Consider the following 20,188-nt stretch of genomic DNA (forward strand, 5'->3'; position numbering starts at 1 on the left):
GGCCGGCACCGGATCGCTCCGGTGCCGGCCCCTCTGCGGTTTCTCAGTCCTTTCGCGCCGCCCCGAACCACCTCGTGAGCGCCCCCCGCAACGCAACCGTGTCCACCGGCTCCCCGGGGCCGGAGGCCCAGGCCACGTGGCCGTCGGGGCGGATCAGGACCGCCGTGGGGGTCGGGACCTCGTCGATGACCGGTACGGGCCAGGCGTCGTCCTCGCCGTGCGCCTCGACCAGGTCGACGCGGTCGGACCAGTCACCGGCCACCGCCGCCACCGGGGCCCCGGCGCCCAGGTCGAGCAGGACCGGGCGGCCCGCGTGCAGCAGCTCGTACACCCGGGTCGCGCCGCCGGCCTCCTCGATGTCGGCGTCCGGGACGCGGCGGCCGGCCAGCGGGTGGCCGCAGTCGGCCGGGTAGCGGACGTCCAGGGCGTTGAGCATGGTGCGCAGCAGCCGGTTCACGTCGTCGAAGACCATCAGCGAGCCGAAGACCTCCCGCAGCGCGTCCGTCTGCGCGCCGGGGCGGGCCAGGGCCGACTGCGCCCGGGTGTTGTGCAGCACCCGCTCGCCGACCGGGTGCCGCTCGTCGTGGTACGTGTCGAGCAGGCCCTCCGGGGCCGTGCCGCGCACCACCGCGGCGAGCTTCCAGCCGAGGTTGACGGCGTCCTGCACGCCCATGTTCAGGCCCTGCCCGCCGGCCGGGAAGTGGATGTGCGCCGCGTCGCCCGCCAGCAGCACCCGGCCGCTGCGGTACCGGTCGGCCTGGCGCGCGGCGTCGTTGAAGCGGGAGATCCAGCGCGGGTTGCGCATGCCGAAGTCGGACCCCGCGAGCCGTACCAGCGAATCGCGCAGCTGCTCGAAGGTCACCGGCTCGTCGCGGTCCACGACGCGGTCGTACTCGGAGGTGATCACCCGGTGCCAGCCCGGCTCGAAGGCGATCGCCGAGTAGTCCCCGCCGGCCCGGCGCCGGATCCAGACGTAGTCCTCGGGCAGGTCGGGAAGCTCGACGTCGCCGATCAGGGCGGTCATCGTCGCCTCCGTGCCGGGGAAGCCGATGCCCGCCAGCTTGCGCACCGTGCTCCGCCCGCCGTCGCAGCCGACCAGGTGGCCGGCGCGCAGCGTCGCCGGGCCCCCGTCCGAGGCGTCCAGCGCCACCGTCACCCCGGACGCGTCCTGGTCGACGCCGGTGACCGCGCAGGACCTGCGGATCCGCACACCCAGTTCCCCGGCCCACTCCTCCAGGATCCGCTCGACGGCGGACTGCAGGATCATCAGGGGGTACGGGTGCCGGGACTCGAACTCGTCGAACTCCAGGTACAGGCCGGAGAAGTGCCCCACCGGCTGGAGTTCGCCGACCGCCAGGAAGCGGTCCAGGACCCCCCGCTGGTCGAGCACCTCCAGGGTGCGCGAGTGCAGGCCGCCGGCCCGCGACTCGCCCGAGGGCTCCGCGAGCCGCTCGACCACCACCACGTCCACGCCCGCGAGGCGCAGCTCGCAGGCGAGCGTCAGACCGGTCGGTCCGGCGCCCGCGATCACCACGTCGGCGTCCGTGCCGCTGTGTCCCACGTCGATCCCCCTCATTCCAGTGCGCCTCTAACGCCGCTGAATAGCCTCCACGTTCACTGAACGTGGATCAGGCCGGTCGAGCAACGCTGGTGCCGGACCGGGACGGACCCGCCGCCGGGAACACCGGCGCGGTGCGGGCGGACGCGGATCCGCGCGGGACCGCCCCGGCCGTCCGGACGGCGTTTCCCGCCGGTGGGACGGCACAGGGCCCCGGGCCCGTGTGGGTGGCGACGGCTCCGGTGCGGGGCCGCGGACGACGCGAGCGGGCACTCCCGGTCGGCGGAAGAACGGAAGGCTGGCAATGGAATCGGCGACGCAGGTGGTCCACCCGACCGGTGGACGGGACGAGACGTCGGAACGACCGTCCGGGGCCGCGGCCCCGGGCACGGCATCGGGCACGGCGCCGGGTGCGGCGCAGGGCACGGCACCGAGCACCGCCCCGGACGCGGCACCGGGCACGGCCCCCGACGCGTCCGGCTCGCGGGCGCGGGAGGTCGCCGCCCTGTGGGCGGAGGTCCTCGGCGTCCCCGAGGTCGGCGTGGAGGACGACTTCTTCGCCCTCGGCGGCAACTCCCTGTCCGGGATCAAGATCATCGAGCGGGTGGCGCAGGACCACGGCGTCCAGTTGTCCGTGCGCGACTTCTACCTCGCGCAGACCCCCGCCCGCGTCGCCGAGCTGATCGAGCGAGGGAGGGCCGAGGCGTGAGACTGACGCCGGGTCCCGCCCGCGCCGTCGACCTCGACGCCGTCGACCTGTTCGACCTGGACCTGTACTCCTCCGGGGACCCGCACCGGATCTGGGACGTCATGCGGACGGAGGCGCCCCTGCACCACCAGGTCCTGCCGGACGGCCGGGAGTTCTGGTCGGTGACGCGCTACGAGGACGTCCACCGGGTCCTCGCCGACCACCGCGCGTTCACCTCGGAGCGCGGCACGGTCCCCACCCACCTCGGGACGGACGACGCCGCGGCCGGCGTCCTGATGACCTCCACCGACCCGCCGCGCCACACCGAGGTCCGCCGGCCGCTCGGCTCCAAGCTCACCGCGCGCGCCGTGAAGTCCTGGGAGGACTCCATCCGCGCCACCGTGGCGCGCTTCCTGGAGCCCGCCCTCGACGGCGAGGTCTTCGACCTGGCCGAGCGGGCGCTGCTCCTGCCGGCGATGGTCACCGGACCGCTCCTCGGCATCCCGGAGAAGGACTGGGCCGAGCTCGTCCAGCTCACCGCCATGGTCACGGCCCCCTCCGACCCGCACTTCATGGTCGGCCACGAGGCCGCGACCCTCGCCATCTCCCACCACGAGCTCGTCACGTACGTCCGCGAGTGGGTCAGGAACCGGCGGGCGAGCGGCGAGGAGGACGACAGCCTCCTGCACCACCTCATGAGCGTCCGGCCGGGCGGCGAGCCGCTGAGCGACGAGGAGATCGCCCTCGACGGCTACAGCATCCTCCTCGGCGCCAACGTCACCACCCCGCACACCGTCTCGGGCACGGTCGAGGCCCTGATCGAACGGCCCGAGCAGTACGCCAAGGCCGCCGCCGACCCCACCCTCGTGCCCAACCTGGTCGAGGAGGGCCTGCGCTGGACCTCGGCCGCCTGCAACTTCATGCGGTACGCCGTCGACGACGTCGAGATCGCCGGGGGCACGATCCCGGCCCGCGCCGCCGTCGTGGCGTGGATCGGCTCGGCCAACCGGGACGAGACCCTCTTCCCCGACCCGCACTCCTTCGACGTCACCCGGGCCGGCGCCAAGCGCCAGGCCGCCTTCGGCTTCGGCACGCACTTCTGCATCGGCGCGCCGCTGGCCCGCATGACGCTGCGGATCTTCTTCGAGGAGCTGTTCCGGCGCTTCGAGTCGATCGAGCTCGCCGGCGAACCGCAGCACCTGCGGTCGTACTTCATCGCGGGCATGACCCACCTGCCCGTCGTCGCCAGGAAACGGCGGACCCCATGACCACCACACCCACACCCACACCCGCACCCGTGACCACCACACCCACACCCGCTCCCGTGACGACCAAGCCCAAACCCGCGCCCTCGCCGTGGTTCGTCCGGCCGTCGTCCGGCGAGCATCCGGGCCGGCTCTTCTGCTTCCCCTTCTCCGGGTCCGGGGCCTCCGCCTTCAGCGCCTGGCCCGCCGCGATCGGCGGGGCCGAGGTCTGCCCGGTGCAGTTCCCCGGCCGCGAGAACCGGCTCGGCCACCCCCACTACGGCACGTACGAGGAGCTGGCCGACGCCCTGGCCGAGGCCCTCGCCCCCCGGCTCGACCGGCCGTACGCCTTCTTCGCGCACTGCGCGGGCGCCCTGCCCGCCTACGAGACCGTGCTGCGGCTCGCCGCGCTCGGCCTGCCGGGCCCGGAACGCCTCTTCGTCTCCGGCCAGCCCGCCCCGCACGACGCCGCGCGCGACCGGATGCTCACCCTGACCGAGCCCGAGCTCCGGGCCGAGCTGGAGGGCTTCGTCCGGAGCCGGGGGATCGAGCCCCGGCCCGACATGATCGACCTGGGCATGCTCGTGCTCCTGCGCGACCATGCCGCCGCGGGCGCCTACCGGCGGACCGAACCGGCCCCGGTGGACTGCCCCGTCACCGTCCTGCACTGGAGCGACGACCCCGACGCGGGCCTCGAAGAGCTCGACGGCTGGCGCCGGTACGCCGGCTCCGTCGAGTTCCGGACGGTCGGCGGAGGCCACTACGACTTCATGGACGCCCCGTCCGAACTGCTGGACCTGTTGACCTCCTGGCGGTGACGGCCTTGCCGTCCGCACACGCCGCGACCCGTGGGAATCCGGAAGGAACGCTTATGAGTGGCACAGCCGCCGACATCGCCGTGATCGGGATGTCGTGCCGCTTCCCCGGCGTGCAGAACCCCGCCGACTTCTGGCGCCTGCTGTACGACGGCGGGACGACCGTCGGGACCTTCCCCGAGGGCCGGGCGGCCGACGCGAGCCACGGCTCCCACCCCGACGCCGCCACCCTGGACGCGGGCTCGTTCCTGGAGTCCGTCGCCGGTTTCGACGCCGGGTTCTTCGGCGTCGGCCCGGAGGAGGCCGCCGCCATGGACCCCGTCCAGCGCCTGGGCCTCGAACTGGCCTGGGAGGCCGTCGAGGACGCCGGGATCCCGGCGTCCGCGCTCGCGGGCCGCGCGATCGACGTGGTCGTCGGCGCCGGACCCTCCGGGTACGAGCGGCTGCGCGCGCGCTCCGGAAGCGACCGGGACGACCACTACACCGCGCTCGGCTCGTCCGGCGCGCTGATCGCCAACCGGATCTCCGCCCTCCTCGACGTCCGGGGCATGAGCTTCTGCGCCGACTCCGGCCAGTCCTCCTCCCTGGTGTCGCTGGCGCTGGCCTGCGACCGGATCCGGGCCGGCGCCGTCGACACGGCGCTCGCGGGCGGCGTGCACCTGATCGTCGACCCCGAGGCGGGCACGGGCCTGGTGAACCTGGGCGCCCTGTCGCCCGAGGGCCGCTGCTTCCCCTTCGACGAGCGGGCCTGCGGCTTCGTCCGGGGCGAGGGCGGGGCCTTCGTCCTGCTCAAGCGGCTCGACCTGGCCCTCGCCGACGGCGACCACGTCTACGCGGTGGTACGCGGCTGGGGCGTCGCCACCGGCGGCGCCTCCGCCCGCATCCCCGACCCCAGCCCGAGCGGGCAGGCGGCGGCCGTCCTCGCCGCCCTCGACCGCGCGGGCCTCCCCTTCGACGACGTCGACTACGTCGAGGCCCACGGCACCGGCACCCGCAGGGGCGACCCCGCCGAACTCGCCGGACTGCGCGAGGCGGCCCGCGTCTCCGGCCGCACCCGGCCCCTGGTGATCGGCTCGGCGAAGGCCAACGTCGGACACCTGGAACCGGCCGCCGGCCTGGTCGGCCTCGTCAAGGCCGCCCTCTGCGTGGACCGGGGACACCTGGTCCCGAGCCCGGACTTCCGCTCCCCGAACCCCGAGGTCGCCGATTTCCACGAGGACTTCGAGGTGCTGCGGGCCCCGCGCCCCTGGCCGGGCGGCCCCGACCGGCCGCGCCGGGCCGGGGTGTCGGCCTTCGGCATGGGCGGCACCAACGCCCACGTCGTCCTCGAACAGGCCCCCGAGCCGCCCCGTACGACGGCCGCCGACGCGATCGGCACCGCGACGGACGGCGCGACCGACGCCCCCGGCACCCTGCCCTGGGTGCTCTCGGCCCGCTCCGAGCCCGCCCTGCGCGCGCAGGCGGCGCGGCTGTGCGACCTGGTGGCCGCCGACCCCGCCCTCGTACCGGCCGACGTCGGGCACTCGCTGGCCTCGACCAGGACGCTCCTCGGACACCGGGCGGTCGTCCTGGCCGACGGCCGCGAGGAGGCGCTGGCCGGCCTCGGACTCCTCGCCGCGGGCGGCGACTCGGCCCGGGTCGTGCGCGGGAAGGCCGCCGAAGGCCCCTCAGGACCGGTGGTCTTCGTCTTCCCCGGCCAGGGCTCCCAGTGGCTCGCCATGGGGAAGCGGCTGTACGCCGAGTCGGAGGTCTTCGCCCGGTCCGTCGACGCCTGCGAACGGGCCCTGGCCCCGTACGTCGACTGGTCCCTGGTGGACGTCCTGACCGGCGCGGAGACGGCCGCCTCCCTCGACCGGGTGGACGTGGTCCAGCCGGCCCTGTTCTCGATGATGGTCTCGCTGGCCCGGGTCTGGCGGTCCCTGGGGGTGGTCCCCGACGCCGTCGTGGGCCACTCGCAGGGCGAGATCGCCGCGGCCTGCGCGGCCGGCGCCCTCGGCCTCGACGACGCGGCGCGGATCGTCGCCCTGCGCAGCCGGGCCGCGGTCGAACTGCTCGGCCGGGACGGTGGGCTGAGCGCCGTGGCCGCGCCCGTCGCCCGGGTCGAGGAGCTGCTCGCGCCCTGGTCGGGGCAGCTCTCCGTGGCCGCCGTCAACGGCCCGTCGTCCGTGGTGGTCGCCGGGGACGGCACGGCGCTCGACGCGTTCGGCGCGGCGGCGGAGGCCGAGGGGATCCGGGTGCGGCGGGTCAAGGCGGCCTACGCCTCGCACTCCCACCACGTCGAACCCCTCCGCGAGCGCGTCCTGGAGTCCGTCGAGGGGATCGCACCGCGCGAGACGGCGGTGCGGTTCCACTCCACGGTCACCGGCGGCCCGCTCGACACGCGGTCCCTCGACGGCGCGTACTGGTACGCCAACCTGCGCTCGACGGTGCGCTTCGGCGAGGTCGTCGAGGACCTGATGCGCGTGCCCGGGGCCGTGTTCGTCGAGGTCAGCCCGCATCCGGTGCTCCAGGTCGCGATGGAGGAGGCCGCCGACGCGCTGCCCGTCCCGCCCCCGGTGGTCCACACCCTGAGCCGGCACGACGGCGGCGCGGGCGAGGTCCTGGCCTCCCTGGCCGGACTCCACGTGCGGGGCGTGCCGGTGGACTGGGGCGCGGTGTTCGCCCCGTACCGGCCGCGCCGCGTCGCCCTGCCGACGTACGCCTTCCAGCGGGAGCGCCACTGGCCGACCGCCCCCGGCGGCACCGGTCACGCGGACCGGGACGCCGTGGAGCGGGCGACCGCGCCCGCCCCCGGGGCGCCGGGCCCCGTCTCGGCCGAGGCGGTCCTCACCCTCGTCTGCGCCGAGACGGCGGCCCTGCTGAGCGCGGGGAACACGGCCCTGACCGGCGCCGACCTCGCGACGAGGGCGGACGACTCCTTCAAGAGCCTGGGCTTCGACTCCTCGATGGCCGTGGGACTGCGCAACCGGATCGGCGCCGCCGCCGGGGTGCGGCTGCCGGCCACCGTCGTCTTCACCCGCCCCACGCCGCGGGCGCTCGCCGACCACGTCTTCTCCCTGCTCGCACCGGAGGAGCACGGGGCCGAGCAGGCCGTGGTGGAGGCCGTGGCGGAGGCGCCGGGCCCGGAGCACCACAGCGACGACGACCTGTACGCACTGATCGACCGCGGATACGTGTAGCCGCACGTCCCGCACCCGTTCGCGGACACGTGTAGCCGCACGTCCCGCACCCGTTCTTCGAAGCAATCGTTTGGGGGAGGCCCTGGTGGAGGATGTCGACAAGCTCCGGTCCTACTTGCGACGCGCCGTCGGCGACGCGCGGGAGCTGCGCGAGCGCGTGCGCGAGCTGGAGGACGCCGCCCGCGAGCCCGTCGCGGTCGTGGGCGTGGGGTGTCGCTTCCCGGGCGGCGTGGCGTCCCCCGAGGACCTGTGGAGGATCGTCTCCGACGGCGTGGACGCCATGGGGGAGTTCCCGGAGGACCGGGGATGGGACCTGGACGCCCTCTACGACCCGGACCCCGAGGCGCAGGGCAGGACGTACACCCGCTCGGGCGGGTTCCTGTCCGGCCTCGCGGAGTTCGACGCGCCGTTCTTCGGCATCAGCCCGCGCGAGGCCCTGGCCATGGACCCGCAGCAACGGCTGATGCTGGAGACCTCCTGGGAGGCCCTGGAGCGGGCGGGCATCGACCCGACCGGCCTGAAGGGCTCGGCCACCGGCGTCTTCACCGGGCTCTACGCCACCGACTACGGCCCGAGGATGGGCGGCGGCGCGGCCGGCGAGGTCGAGGGCTTCGCCATGACGGGCCTGTACAACAGCGTGGCCTCCGGCCGGGTGGCGTACGTCCTCGGCCTGGAGGGCCCGGCGGTCTCCACCGACACCGCCTGCTCCTCCTCCCTGGTCGCCGTCCACCAGGCCGTGCGGTCCCTGCGCTCCGGCGAGTGCGCGCTCGCCCTGGCCGGCGGCGTGACGACCATGCCCACCCCGGGCATGTTCGTGGAACTCGCCCGGCAGCGGGGCCTGTCGGCCGACGGCCGCTGCAAGGCCTTCGCCGACGCGGCGGACGGCACCGGCTTCTCCGAGGGCGCGGGCGTCCTGGTCCTGGAGCGGCTCTCGGACGCGCGGCGCAACGGCCACCGCGTCTGGGCCGTGATCCGGGGCTCCGCGATCAACCAGGACGGCGCCTCCAACGGCCTGACCGCGCCCAACGGGCTCGCCCAGCAGCGGGTGATCCGCGCGGCCCTGGCCGACGCCGGGCTCGCCGCCGGAGCCGTCGACGCCGTGGAGGCCCATGGCACCGGCACCCGGCTGGGCGACCCGCTGGAGGCCGAGGCGCTGCTCGCCACGTACGGGCAGGGCCGCGACGCCGACGGCCCGCTGTGGCTGGGCTCGCTGAAGTCGAACATCGGCCACACCCAGGCCGCCGCCGGAGTCGGCGGGATCATCAAGATGATCATGGCGATGCGGTACGGCGTGCTGCCCCGGACCCTGCACGTGGACCGCCCGTCGGAGCACGTGGACTGGTCGGCCGGAGCGGTCGAACTCCTCACCGAACCCCGCCCCTGGCCCGCCGCCCCCGACCGCCCCCGCCGCGCCGGCGTCTCCTCCTTCGGCATCAGCGGCACCAACGCGCACGTGATCCTGGAGGAACCCCCGGCCGCCGCCGAACCGGCCGCCGACACCGCCGAGCCGGCCACCGACACCAGAGGCACCACCGACACCAGTGGCACCAGTGGCACCACCGAGGGGACGAGCACCGCCTTCGGCGTCGCGGGCGTCCCCGTCCCCTGGATCCTGTCGGCCCGTTCCGCCGAAGCCCTGCGCGAGCAGGCCCGGCGGCTGGCCGACGCCGTCGCCGCCGACGCGGACCTGTCGCCCGCGGGCGTCGGCCGCGCGCTCGTGGACACCCGGTCGCTCTTCGACCACCGCCGGGTCGTCGTCGGCGCCGACCGCGCGACCCTCCTCGCCGGCCTGGCCGCCGCGGCCTCCGGCGACGAGGGCGCCCCCGCCACCGTCTCCGGAACCGCCCGGCCGGTGGGCCGCACCGTCTTCGTCCTCCCCGGCCAGGGCGGCCAGTGGACCGCGATGGGCCGCGAACTCTACGAGACCTCACCGGTCTTCGCCGAACGGCTGCGCGCCTGCGCCCGCGCCCTGGAGCCCTGGACGTCCTGGCCGCTGGTCGAGACCGTCTGCGGCGGCCCCGGCGCCGCCGACCTGGAGGACATCGACGTCGTCCAGCCCGCGCTGTTCGCCGTCATGGTGTCGCTGGCCGAGGTCTGGCGCGTCCTCGGCGTCACCCCGGACGTGGTCGTCGGCCACTCCCAGGGCGAGATCGCCGCCGCCTGCGTCGCGGGCGTCCTCACCCTGGAGGACGCCGCCCGGATCGTCGCCCTGCGGTCCCGGCTGCTGGCCTCCGCCGCCGGCGAGGGGAGCATGGCCGCGATCCTGCTGCCCGAGGAGCGCGTACGGGAGCTGCTGCCGCGCTGGGACGGCCGGGTCGGCGTCGCCGCCGTCAACGGCCCCGCCTCCACGACCGTCTCGGGCGAGACCGACGCGGTCGAGGCGCTGGTCGCTGCCTGCGAGGCCGAGGGCGCCCGCGCCCGGATGATCAAGTCGAGCGTCCCCGGCCACTCCGCCCTGATGGACCGGTTCGAGGGCCCCCTCAAGGAGGGCCTGGGCACGATCACCCCCGCGCCCTCGTCCGTGACGGTCTACTCCACGGTCACCGGCGCGCCCGTCGACCCCACCGAACTCGATGCCGACTACTGGTTCCGCAACCTGCGCGAACCGGTCCGGTTCGCCACCGCCATGCGGCGCGTCGCCGAGGCCGAGCCCCACGCCGTCGTCATCGAGGTCGGCCCGCACCCCCTGCTCACCATGAGCGTCCAGGAGCTGTACGACTCCGTCCCCGGCGCCACCGGCTCCGCCCTGGGCACGCTGCGCCGCGACGAGGGCGGGCCCGGCCGCTTCCTCCTGTCCGCCGCCGAGGCCTTCACCGCCGGCCTCCCGGTCTCCTGGCGCGCGGCCCTGCCCGCGTACGAGGGCCCCCGGGCCGACCTGCCCACGTACGCCTTCCAGCGCCGGCGCTACTGGCTCGACGCCCCCGGCGAGTCCACCGCCCGCAACACCTCCGACCACCCGCTGCTCGACACCGTGGTCGAGCTGCCCGAGGACGGCGGGCACCGGGGGGTCGTGGCCGGCGGACGCCTCTCGCCGGAGCGCCACCCCTGGCTCGCCGAGCACGCGGTCCACGGCGCCGCCCTGGTGCCGGCCGCGGTCCTGGCCGAACTCGCCGCCTGGGCCGCGGACAGGGCGGGCTGCGGGGGCGTCGGGGAACTCGCCCTGGAGACCCCGCTGGTCCTCTCCCGGACGGCCGACCGCGAGATCCGGGTCGTCCTCGACGCCGGACGGAGGATCACCGTGCACTCGCGCGGCGAGGGCGAGACGGGGTGGACCCGCAACGCCGTCGGCACCGCCGCCGCCGACGTCCCGGCCCCGGCGGACGGGGACCTCCGGTCCTGGCCCCCCGCGGGCGCGTCCCCGGTCCCCGCCGACGACGCGTACGCCCGGCTCGCCGCCCTCGGGTTCGCCCACGGGCCCCTCTTCCGGGGCCTCACCCGGCTCTGGGACCGCGACGGCACCCTCTTCGCGGAGGTGGAACCGCCCGGCGACGAAGGGGCCGCGGGCGGCTTCCGGATCCACCCGGCGCTGCTCCAGACCGCGCTGCTTCCGACCGCACTGCTTCCGGCCGTACTGCCTCCGGCCGCGTCCCTCCCGGCCGCACCGCTCCCGGCCGAGGGCCGGCTGCCGCACCGCTGGACGGGCCTGCGCCTGGACCGGACCGCCCCGTCCGCGCCGTCCGCGCTGCGCGTGCGCCTCGCGCCCGCCGGGAAGGACGCGGTGTCCGTGACCCTCGCCGACCGGACGGGAGCGCCCGTCGGCTCGATCGCCTCGCTCGGCCTGCGGCCCGTGGACGCCGCCGAACTGGCCGCGCTGGGCTTCGACCACCGGGACTCGCTGTTCCGGACCACATGGGTGCCCCTGCCGGTGCCTCTGCCGGTGCCGGTGCCGTTGTCGGCGTCCGGGGACGACCGGCCCCACGCCGTCGTCGGGGCGCCCGGCGGTCCCGCGGGACCCGCCGAACTCGCCGCCTCCGGCGCGGAGATCCCCGCCGTCGTCGTGGCCGTCCTGGACTCCGTGGATTCCGTGAATTCCGTGGACGCCGTGGATTCCGCGGGCACAGACGCGGGCACAGACGCGGGCGCGGACACCCTCGTCGCCACCGGCCGCAACCTCCACCGCGTCCTGCGCTGGACCCGGGAATGGCTCGCCGACGACCGCTTCGCCGACTCCCGGCTGGTGATCGTGACGCGGAACGCCTGCCCCGACGAACCGTCGGACCGCACCGACCCCGCCGCCACCGCCGTCTGGGGCTTCGTCCGCACCGCCCAGACCGAGAACCCCGGCCGCTTCGTCCTCGTGGACACCGACGGCCGGGACGCCTCCCTCGCCCTCGTCACGGCGGCCGCCGCCACCGGCGAGGCCCAGCTCCGCGTCCGCGCCGGACACGCCGCCGTCCCCCGCCTGACCCGCGCCGACCTCACCGCGGAGACGGCCACGAGGACGACCACGCGAACAGCCACGGAAACGGTCGCGGGGACATCGGACGCACCGGCGTTCGGCACCGGCACCGTCCTCATCACGGGCGGCACCACCGGCCTCGGGGCGCTGCTCGCCCGGCACCTCGTGGCGCACCACGGCGTCCGCAGCCTGCTCCTCACCAGCCGGCGCGGCCCGGCGGCCCCCGCCGCCGCGACCCTGCGCGAGGAGCTGACGGCGGCGGGGGCCCGCGTCGACATCGCGGCCTGCGACGTCGGCGACCGCGCCGCGGTCGCCGCGCTGCTCGCCGCCGTGCCCGCCGAGCACCCGCTGACCGCCGTGGTCCACTGCGCGGCCGTCCTCGACGACGGGGTCGTCGAGGCCCTCACCGAGGACCGCGTGGACGCCGTGCTCGCGCCCAAGGCGCACGGCGCCTGGCACCTGCACGAGCTGACCCGGCACCTGGACCTGTCCGCGTTCGTGCTCTTCTCGTCCGTCGCCGGCGTGCTCGGCACGGCCGGACAGGCCAACTACGCGGCGGCCAACGCCTTCCTCGACGGCCTCGCGCGGGTCCGGCACGCCGCCGGGCTGCCCGCCCTCGCCCTCTGCTGGGGCTTCTGGGGCGAGCGCAGCGAGATGAGCGCCGACCTCGTCGACGCCGACGTCGTCCGCCTGCGGCGCCAGGGCGTCCTGCCCCTGTCCTCGCGGGAGGGCCTCGCGCTCTTCGACGCGGCCGTCCCGGCACCGGACCCCGTCCTGGTGCCCACCCGCCTCGACCCGTCCGTGCCGGGCGCGCTCCGGGACGACGGCGCCATGGGATCGCCGCTGCTGCGCGACCTGGCCGGCCCGTCCGCCCCCGGTGCCCCCGACGGCGCGCCGGCCCCGGACGGCGGCCTCGCGGAGCGGGTGGCCGCGCTGCCGCCGGCCGCCGCCGAGGCGCTGCTGCTCGACGCCGTCCGCACCCGGACCGCGCTCGTCCTCGGCCACCCCGACACCACGGCGATCGGCCCGGAGACGGCCTTCAAGAAGCTCGGGATCGACTCGCTCACCGCGCTGGAGCTGCGCAACAAGCTCTCGGCGGCGACCGGCCTGAAACTGCCCGCCACGCTCGTGTTCGACCACCCGAACCCGAACGCCCTCGTGCGGTTCCTCGGGGAGCGCCTCGCGCCGGCCGCCGACACCGCGCCGCCGTCCCCGGCCGCCCACCTCGTCAAGGAGATCGAGGGCCTGGGCGCGCTCCTGGAGGACGCCTTCCGCGAACTCGCGGACGACGACAAGGACACCGTGTCCGCCCTGCTCGGCGAACTGCAGGGCCGGATCCGCTCGATGGCGACCGCCGGGGCCCCGGCCGGAATCGTCGACCAGATCAGTTCGGCCTCGGCGGGAGAGCTCCTCTCCCTCCTGGACAAAGAGCTCGGCTAGGGGAGAGCGATGACGAAAGACGACAACGCCGAGGTCCTCGCGTACCTCAAGCGGACCTCCATCGAGCTCCTGGAGACGCGCAAGCGCCTGAAGGAGCTGACGGACGCCGCCGGCGAACCGATCGCCGTGGTGGGCGTCGCCTGCCGGTTCCCCGGCGGGGCGGCGTCCCCGGAGGCCCTGTGGGACCTCGTGCGGACGGGCACCGACGCCGTGTCGGACTTCCCGGCGGACCGCGACTGGGACCTGGAGGCCCTCTACGACCCGGACCCGGACCGGCCGAACACCTGCTACACCCGCTCGGGCGGCTTCCTGTACGACGCGGGCGACTTCGACGCCGAGTTCTTCGGGATCAACCCGCGCGAGGCGCTCTCCGCCGACCCGCAGCAGCGGCTGCTCCTGGAGACCTCCTGGGAGGCCCTGGAGCGGGCCGGGATCGACCCGCACACCCTGCGCGGCAGCGCCACCGGCGTCTTCGCGGGCATCGCGTACTTCGGCTACGGCAACCACCACTTCACCTCCGAGGCCGTCTCGGGGTACGCGCAGACCGGCTCCCTGCTGAGCGTGGCCTCCGGCCGGGTGGCGTACGCGCTCGGCCTGGAGGGCCCGGCGATCTCCACCGACACCGCCTGCTCCTCCTCGCTCGTCGCCGTCCACCAGGCCGTGCAGTCGCTGCGCCGGGGCGAGACCGCGCTCGCCCTCGCCGGCGGCGTCACCGTCATGGCCACGCACCAGGTGCTGCGCGAGATGTCCCGGCTCCGGGGCCTGTCGGCCGACGGCCGCTGCAAGGCCTTCGCCGACGCCGCCGACGGCACCGGCTTCGCCGAGGGCGTCGGCATGCTCGTACTGGAACGCCTCTCGGACGCCCGGCGCAACGGCCACGACGTCTGGGCCGTGATCCGGGGCTCCGCGATCAACCAGGACGGCGCCTCCAACGGCCTGACCGCCCCCAACGGCCCCGCGCAGCAGCGCGTGATCCGCGCGGCCCTCGCCGACGCGAAGGTACGGGCGGACGACGTGGACGTCGTCGAGGCGCACGGCACCGGCACCACCCTGGGCGACCCCATCGAGGCGCAGGCCCTGCTCGCCACGTACGGGCAGGACCGCGACGCCGACAGCCCGCTGTGGCTGGGCTCGCTGAAGTCGAACATCGGCCACACCCAGGCCGCCGCCGGAGTCGGCGGGATCATCAAGATGATCATGGCGATGCGGCACGGGACGCTCCCCAGGACCCTGCACGTGGACCGGCCCTCCACCCACGTGGACTGGTCGGCCGGAGCGGTCGAACTCCTCACCGAACCCCGCCCCTGGCCCGCCGCCCCCGACCACCCCCGCCGCGCCGGAATCTCCTCCTTCGGCGCCAGCGGCACCAACGCGCACCTGATCCTGGAGGAGGCCCCGGCTCCGGAACCCGAGGACCACGACGGCACCGGGGCCGATACGACGGACACGCCGGGCACGCCGGGCGCGACGGGTACGGCAGGCACGTCACGTACGGCGGGTACGGCCGGCACCTCCGGCATACCGATCCCCTGGACCGTGTCGGCCCGCACGGCCGAGGCGCTGCGCGCCCAGGCCGGGAGGCTCCGCGCGTTCGCCGCCGCCGACGGCGCCCCGGACCCCGCCGACATCGGCTGGTCGCTGGCCACGGGCCGGGCGCGGCTCGACCACCGCGCGGTGGTCCTCGGACACGACCGGGAGACCCTCCTCGCCGCCCTGGACGCGCTGGCCGAGGGCGCGGAGTCGCCCGCGGCCGTCCGCGGCACGGCGGGCGAACCCGGCCGCACCGCCTTCCTCTTCCCCGGCCAGGGCTCCCCGTGGGCGGGCGTCGCGGGCCCCCTGTACGAGGCGTTCCTCGTCTTCGCGCAGGCCCTCGACGAGGTCTGCGCCCACTTCGACGCCCACCTGCCCTTCGCGCTCAAGCCGCTGCTCCTGGCCGGCGGCCCCGCCGACCCCGAGCGCACCGACATCGCGCAGCCCGCGCTGTTCGCCCTCCAGGTCGCCCTGTACCGGCTCGTCGCGCGGTACGGCCCGCGACCGGACCTCCTCGTCGGCCACTCCGTCGGCGAGATCGCCGCCGCCCACGTCTCCGGGGTCCTCGACCTCGACGGCGCGACCCGCCTGGTGGCCGCCCGGGGCCGCGTCATGCAGACGGTGCGCGAACCCGGCGCCATGCTCGCCGTGCGCCTCACCGAGGCCGAGGCGGCCGAACTGACCGCCCCGTACGACCGGGTCGGCATCGCCGCGGTCAACGGCCCCGCGTCGGTCGTCCTGTCGGGCCTGCGCGAGCAGGTCCACGCGATCCGCGACCGGCTCGTCGCCGACCGCAGGCCCGCGAAGCTCCTCCCGGTCGACCACGCCTTCCACTCCCCGCTCATGGAGCCGGTCCTCGCCGAATTCGCGGAGGCGATCCGCGGACTGCGCACGGGCGAGGCGGAGATCCCGGTCGTCTCGACCCTGCTGGGCCGCGAGGCCACGCACCGGGAGCTGGCGTCGGCCGGCCACTGGGTGGACCACGTCCGCGAGCCCGTCCGCTTCCACGCGGCCGTCGAGAGCGCCCGCGCCGCCGGCGCCGGCACCTTCCTCGAAGTCGGGCCCGGCGCCACCCTCACGGGCATCGCCAAGGAGTCCTTCGCCGCGCAGGACGTCACCGGCCCGCTGGTCCTGTCCGCCTCCCGGCGCGACCGGAGCCCGGCGGAGGCGCTGACCGCCGCCCTGGCCGAACTCCACGCGCACGGCGCCGCCGTGGACTGGCCGGCCCTGTTCGGCCCCCGCCGCCGCGTCGACCTGCCCACGTACGCCTTCCAGCGGCAGCGCTACTGGCTCGACCTGCTCGCCGGCACGGGCTCCCCGGACGTGGCCTCCGCGGGCCTCTCCGCCGCCGGGCACCCGCTGCTGGGCGCCGCCGTCGAGCACCCCGGCACCGGCGAGACGGTCTTCACCGACCTGTGGTCCCTGCGCACCCACGAGTGGCTCGCCGACCACACCGTGTTCGGCGCGGCCGTCGTGCCCGCCACCGCCCACCTCGACCTGGCCCTGTCGGTCGCCGCCCACGTCGGCGCCGCCGCCGTCGAGGAGCTCTCCCTCGAAGCGCCCCTGATCCTGCCCGAGCGGGGCGAGGTGCAGGTGCGGATCGTCGCCGGCGCCGCCGACGAGAGCGGACGCCGCTCCCTGGACGTCTACGCGCGCCCCGCCCCGGACGGACCGGACGGCCCGGACGGGGGCGGCTGGACCCGGCACGTCCTGGGCACCCTGACCGCCGAGGTCCCGGAGGCGGCGGACCGGCCGGTCACCGCCCGGCCGCCCGCCGGCGCCGGACGGCTCCCGCTCGACGGCCTCTACGACTCCCTGGCGGACGGGGGCTTCGACTACGGCCCCGGGTTCCGCGGACTGCGCGAGGTGTGGCGCGACGGGGACGAGCTCCTCGCCCTCGCCACGCTGCCCGAGGACTCCGCCGCCGCCTCGGCCGGGCCGGGCTTCGGCCTGCACCCCGCGCTGCTCGACACCGTGCTCCACGCGGTGGTGGTCGGCGGGATCATCGAAGTGACCGGCGAGCGGGGCTGGATGCCCTTCTCGTGGTCCGGGGTCCACCTGGTCCGGCCCTGCGGCCCGACCGCCCGGGTCCGGATCACCCCGGTCGGCGAGGGCGCCGTCTCCGTGACCGTCGCCGACGAGCGGGGCGCCGCCGTCGCCCGGATCGACCGGCTGACCTTCCGCCCGGCCACCGCCGAGCAGGTCCGCGGCGGCCGGGACCTCCCGCTGTACGAACTCGCCTGGCGACCGGTCCACGAGGCCGGGCGGACCGCCGCCCGCGCCCCGTACGCCGTGCTCGGCACCGCGGACGGCCTGGCCGGACGGTTCGCGGGGGCCGGTGACCCCGCCGTCGTACGCCACGCCTCCCTGGAGGAGGCCGCCGAGGCCTTCGAGACCGCCGGGGCAGCCGGGGCAGCCGGAGCGGCGACGCCGGGACACCTCGTCCTGTGCCTCGACGACTTCCTCGCCGAGCAGGCCGGACAACTCGAACAGGCCGGACAGGCCGGACAACTCGAGCACCCCGAGCACCCCGAGCACCCCGAGCAGACCGAACAGACCGAGCAGACCGACCGAGCCACCCGGACCGCCCGGACCACCCCGGCCGACCCCCTCGCCGAGGTCGCCGCGGCGGGCAAGCACGTCCTGGCCGCCGTCCAACGCTTCCTCACCGCCGAGCGGTTCGCCGGCGCCACCCTGGTCGTGCTCACCCGCCGCGCCCAGGCCACCGCCCCCGGCGAGGGCGCGCGCAGCCTGCCCGGCGCCTCCGTCTGGGGCCTGCTCCGGTCCGCGCAGAACGAGCACCCCGGAAGGTTCCGCCTGGTCGACACCGACGACGACGAGGCGTCCCCGGCCCGCCTCGCCGACGCGCTCGCCCTCGGCGAGGACCAGCTCGCCCTGCGCGGCGGCACGCTCCTGGCCCCCCGGATGGTCCCGGCCGAGCCCGTGGAACGGCGGCTCGACCCGCCGCCCCCCGGCCCCCACCGGCTCGGCATCCCGGACAAGGGCACCCTGGAGAACCTGACCTGGATCCCCTGCCCCGAGGTGGAGGCCCCGCTGGAGAGCGGACAGGTCCGCGTCGCCGTCCAAGCCGCCGGGCTCAACTTCCGCGACGTCACCCTCGCCCTCGGGCTCATCGACCGGACCGCCATCGACGCCGGCCTCGGCAGCGAGGGCGCCGGAACGGTCCTCGAAGTCGCCGACGACGTCACGGGCCTCGCGCCCGGCGACCGGGTGACCGGCATCTTCACCGGTGCCTTCGGCCGCACGGCGATCGCCGACCACCGGCTGCTCACCCACGTCCCCGACGGCTGGACCTTCGCCGAGGCGGCGTCCGTGCCGAGCACCTTCCTCACCGCGTACCACGCCCTCTTCCACGTGACGAAGCTGGAGAAGGGGGAGAAGGTCCTCGTCCACGCCGCGGCGGGCGGCGTCGGCATGGCCGCCGTGCAGCTCGCCGCGTACGCCGGGGCCGAGGTCTACGGCACCGCCGGACCGGCCAAGTGGCCCGCCCTGCGCGCCCTCGGCCTGGACGACGCCCATCTGTCCTCCTCCCGCGACCTGGACTTCGTGCGGAAGTTCCTGGACGCCACCGGCGGCCGGGGCGTGGACGTCGTGCTCAACTCCCTCGCCCACGAGTTCGTCGACGCCTCGCTGGAACTGCTGCCCGGCGGCGGCCGCTTCATCGAGATGGGCAAGACCGACGTCCGCGACCCCCGGCGGGTCGCCGCCGACCACCCCGGGGTCGCCTACCGGGCCTTCGACCTCTACGAGGCGGGCCCCGACGCGATCCGCGCCATGTTCCAGGAGGTCATGCGGCTCTTCGCCGACGGGCACGTGCGGCTGAACCCGCTGTCCGTACGGGACGTCCGCGACGCGCGCGCCGTCTTCCGCGACATGAGCCGGGGCCGCCACACCGGCAAGCTCGTCCTCGACGTCGGCGGCGGCTTCGGCGGCGGCACCGTCCTGATCACCGGCGGCACCGGCGGCGTGGGCTCCGCCGTCGCCCGCCACCTCGTCGCCGGACACGGCGTGCGCAGCCTGCTCCTGGCCGGCCGCCGGGGCCCGGCGGCCGACGGCGCCCCCGAGCTGGTCGCCGAGCTCGAACGGGCCGGCGCGACCGTCCGGGTCGAGGCCTGCGACGTCGCCGACCGGGCCGCCGTGGCGGAACTGCTCACCCGGACGCCCCCGGACAGCCCGCTGACGGCGGTCGTGCACGCGGCGGGCGTGCTCGCCGACGGCACCGTCGAGTCGCTCACGCCGGAGAGCCTGGACCGCGTCCTGGCCGCCAAGGCCGGTGGCGCGCTCCACCTGCACGAACTGACCCGGGACCGCCCGCTGTCGGCCTTCGTCCAGTTCTCCGCCCTCGCCGGCACGCTCGGCACCGCCGGGCAGGCGAACTACGCCGCCGCCAACGCCGTCCTGGACGCCCTGGCGGACCGGCGCGCGGCCGAGGGCCTGCCCGGCTCCTCGCTGTGCTGGGGCTGGTGGGAGGAGACCGGCGGCATGACCGGCGACCTGGACCGGGCCGACCTGTCCCGGCTGCGCCGGGCGGGCGTCGGCCCCATGCCGACCGCCGAGGCCCTGGCCCTGTTCGACGCGGCGCACGCGTCCGGCAGGCCGGTCCTGATCCCCGCCCGCCTCGACCTCGCCGCCCTGCGCGGCCGGCCCGCCGAGGAGGTGCCGCCGCCGCTGCGCGAGCTCGTCGGCCGGGGCCGCCCCCGCCGCGACCGTACGGCCGGAGGCACGAACTCCGCCGGACCGGTCGCCGGGCTCGCCGCCCTGCCGCCGCACGAGGCGGCGGAAGCCGTCCTGGAGTGGCTGCGCGAACAGGCCGCGGTGGTGCTCGGACACCCGTCCGCCGCCGCCGTCGACGCCGACCAGGCCTTCACCCAGCTCGGCTTCGACTCGCTGACCGCCGTCGAGCTGTGCAACCGCCTGTCCGCCGCCACCGGCCTGCGCCTGGCCTCCACGCTCGTCTTCAGCTACCCGACCCCGCGCGAGCTGGGCGGCCACCTCACCGGGCTGCTGCGCCCGGCGGAACCCGGGGCGGCTCCCGCGGGCACGGCCCCGGACACGGACGCCGGGATCACGGACGCCGGGATCAGGGACGCCGGGATCAGGGACGTCCTGCGGACCGTCCCGCTCGACGCCCTGCGCGACGCCGGTCTGCTCGACCGGATCCTGGCCTGCGCCGCCGAGGCCCGGACCGGCGCCGGGGCGGACACGGCGGACGCGCCGGGCGGGGGAGCGGCGGACCCCGCCGGCCCCGTGGAGGAACTGTCGGACCTGGGCCTCGACGCACTGCTCGACCTGGCCCTGGAGGAGAAGAGGTGAA

At 76.2% G+C, this 20,188-nt stretch carries 6 protein-coding genes and 1 pseudogene; 6 read left to right on the forward strand and 1 reads right to left on the reverse strand.

Annotated elements, in window-relative coordinates; all coding sequences use genetic code 11:
- Positions 1 to 43: 43 nt before the first annotated feature.
- Positions 44 to 1,576 (reverse strand): FAD-dependent monooxygenase, encoded by a 1,533-nt coding sequence (locus ACWGSR_RS35355; RefSeq protein ID WP_453573068.1) that lies wholly within the window; start codon positions 1,574 to 1,576, stop codon positions 44 to 46.
- Positions 1,577 to 1,862: 286 nt separating this feature from the next.
- Here ACWGSR_RS35355 and ACWGSR_RS35360 point away from each other — a divergent pair, with 286 nt between their 5' ends.
- The 6 genes and pseudogenes from ACWGSR_RS35360 to ACWGSR_RS35385 all read left to right on the forward strand — a co-directional run bounded on the left by ACWGSR_RS35360 (position 1,863) and on the right by ACWGSR_RS35385 (position 20,187).
- Complete coding sequence (locus ACWGSR_RS35360) at positions 1,863 to 2,267, forward strand: phosphopantetheine-binding protein (protein ID WP_453573071.1); 405 nt, start codon at positions 1,863 to 1,865, stop codon at positions 2,265 to 2,267.
- Positions 2,264 to 3,514, forward strand: coding sequence for a cytochrome P450 (locus tag ACWGSR_RS35365; RefSeq protein WP_376233206.1), 1,251 nt, complete (start codon positions 2,264 to 2,266; stop codon positions 3,512 to 3,514). Before ACWGSR_RS35360 ends, ACWGSR_RS35365 begins: the two co-directional genes overlap by 4 nt.
- Before the next feature lie 29 nt (positions 3,515 to 3,543).
- Positions 3,544 to 4,308, forward strand: a complete 765-nt coding sequence (locus ACWGSR_RS35370) for a thioesterase II family protein (protein WP_453573079.1) — start codon at positions 3,544 to 3,546, stop codon at positions 4,306 to 4,308.
- A 53-nt stretch (positions 4,309 to 4,361) separates the two neighbouring features.
- Entirely contained in the window at positions 4,362 to 7,484 is a 3,123-nt protein-coding gene (locus ACWGSR_RS35375) for a type I polyketide synthase (protein ID WP_453573084.1), read from the forward strand.
- Positions 7,485 to 7,605: 121 nt separating this feature from the next.
- Positions 7,606 to 13,323, forward strand: a pseudogene (locus ACWGSR_RS35380) (SDR family NAD(P)-dependent oxidoreductase); the annotation flags it as partial.
- A gap of 9 nt (positions 13,324 to 13,332) precedes the next feature.
- Positions 13,333 to 20,187 (forward strand): type I polyketide synthase, encoded by a 6,855-nt coding sequence (locus ACWGSR_RS35385; RefSeq protein WP_453573087.1) that lies wholly within the window; start codon positions 13,333 to 13,335, stop codon positions 20,185 to 20,187.
- Position 20,188 lies beyond the last annotated feature (1 nt).

The sequence above is a fragment of the Streptomyces sp. NPDC055632 genome (genome assembly GCF_053618675.1).

Excerpts from the sequence above, each read along its gene's own strand:
- ACWGSR_RS35355 (WP_453573068.1), bottom strand. The coding sequence starts at position 1,576 with ATGAGGGGGATCGACGTGGGACACAGCGGCACGGACGCCGACGTGGTG.
- ACWGSR_RS35360 (WP_453573071.1), top strand. The coding sequence starts at position 1,863 with ATGGAATCGGCGACGCAGGTGGTCCACCCGACCGGTGGACGGGACGAG.
- ACWGSR_RS35375 (WP_453573084.1), top strand. The coding sequence starts at position 4,362 with ATGAGTGGCACAGCCGCCGACATCGCCGTGATCGGGATGTCGTGCCGC.
- ACWGSR_RS35385 (WP_453573087.1), top strand. The coding sequence starts at position 13,333 with ATGACGAAAGACGACAACGCCGAGGTCCTCGCGTACCTCAAGCGGACC.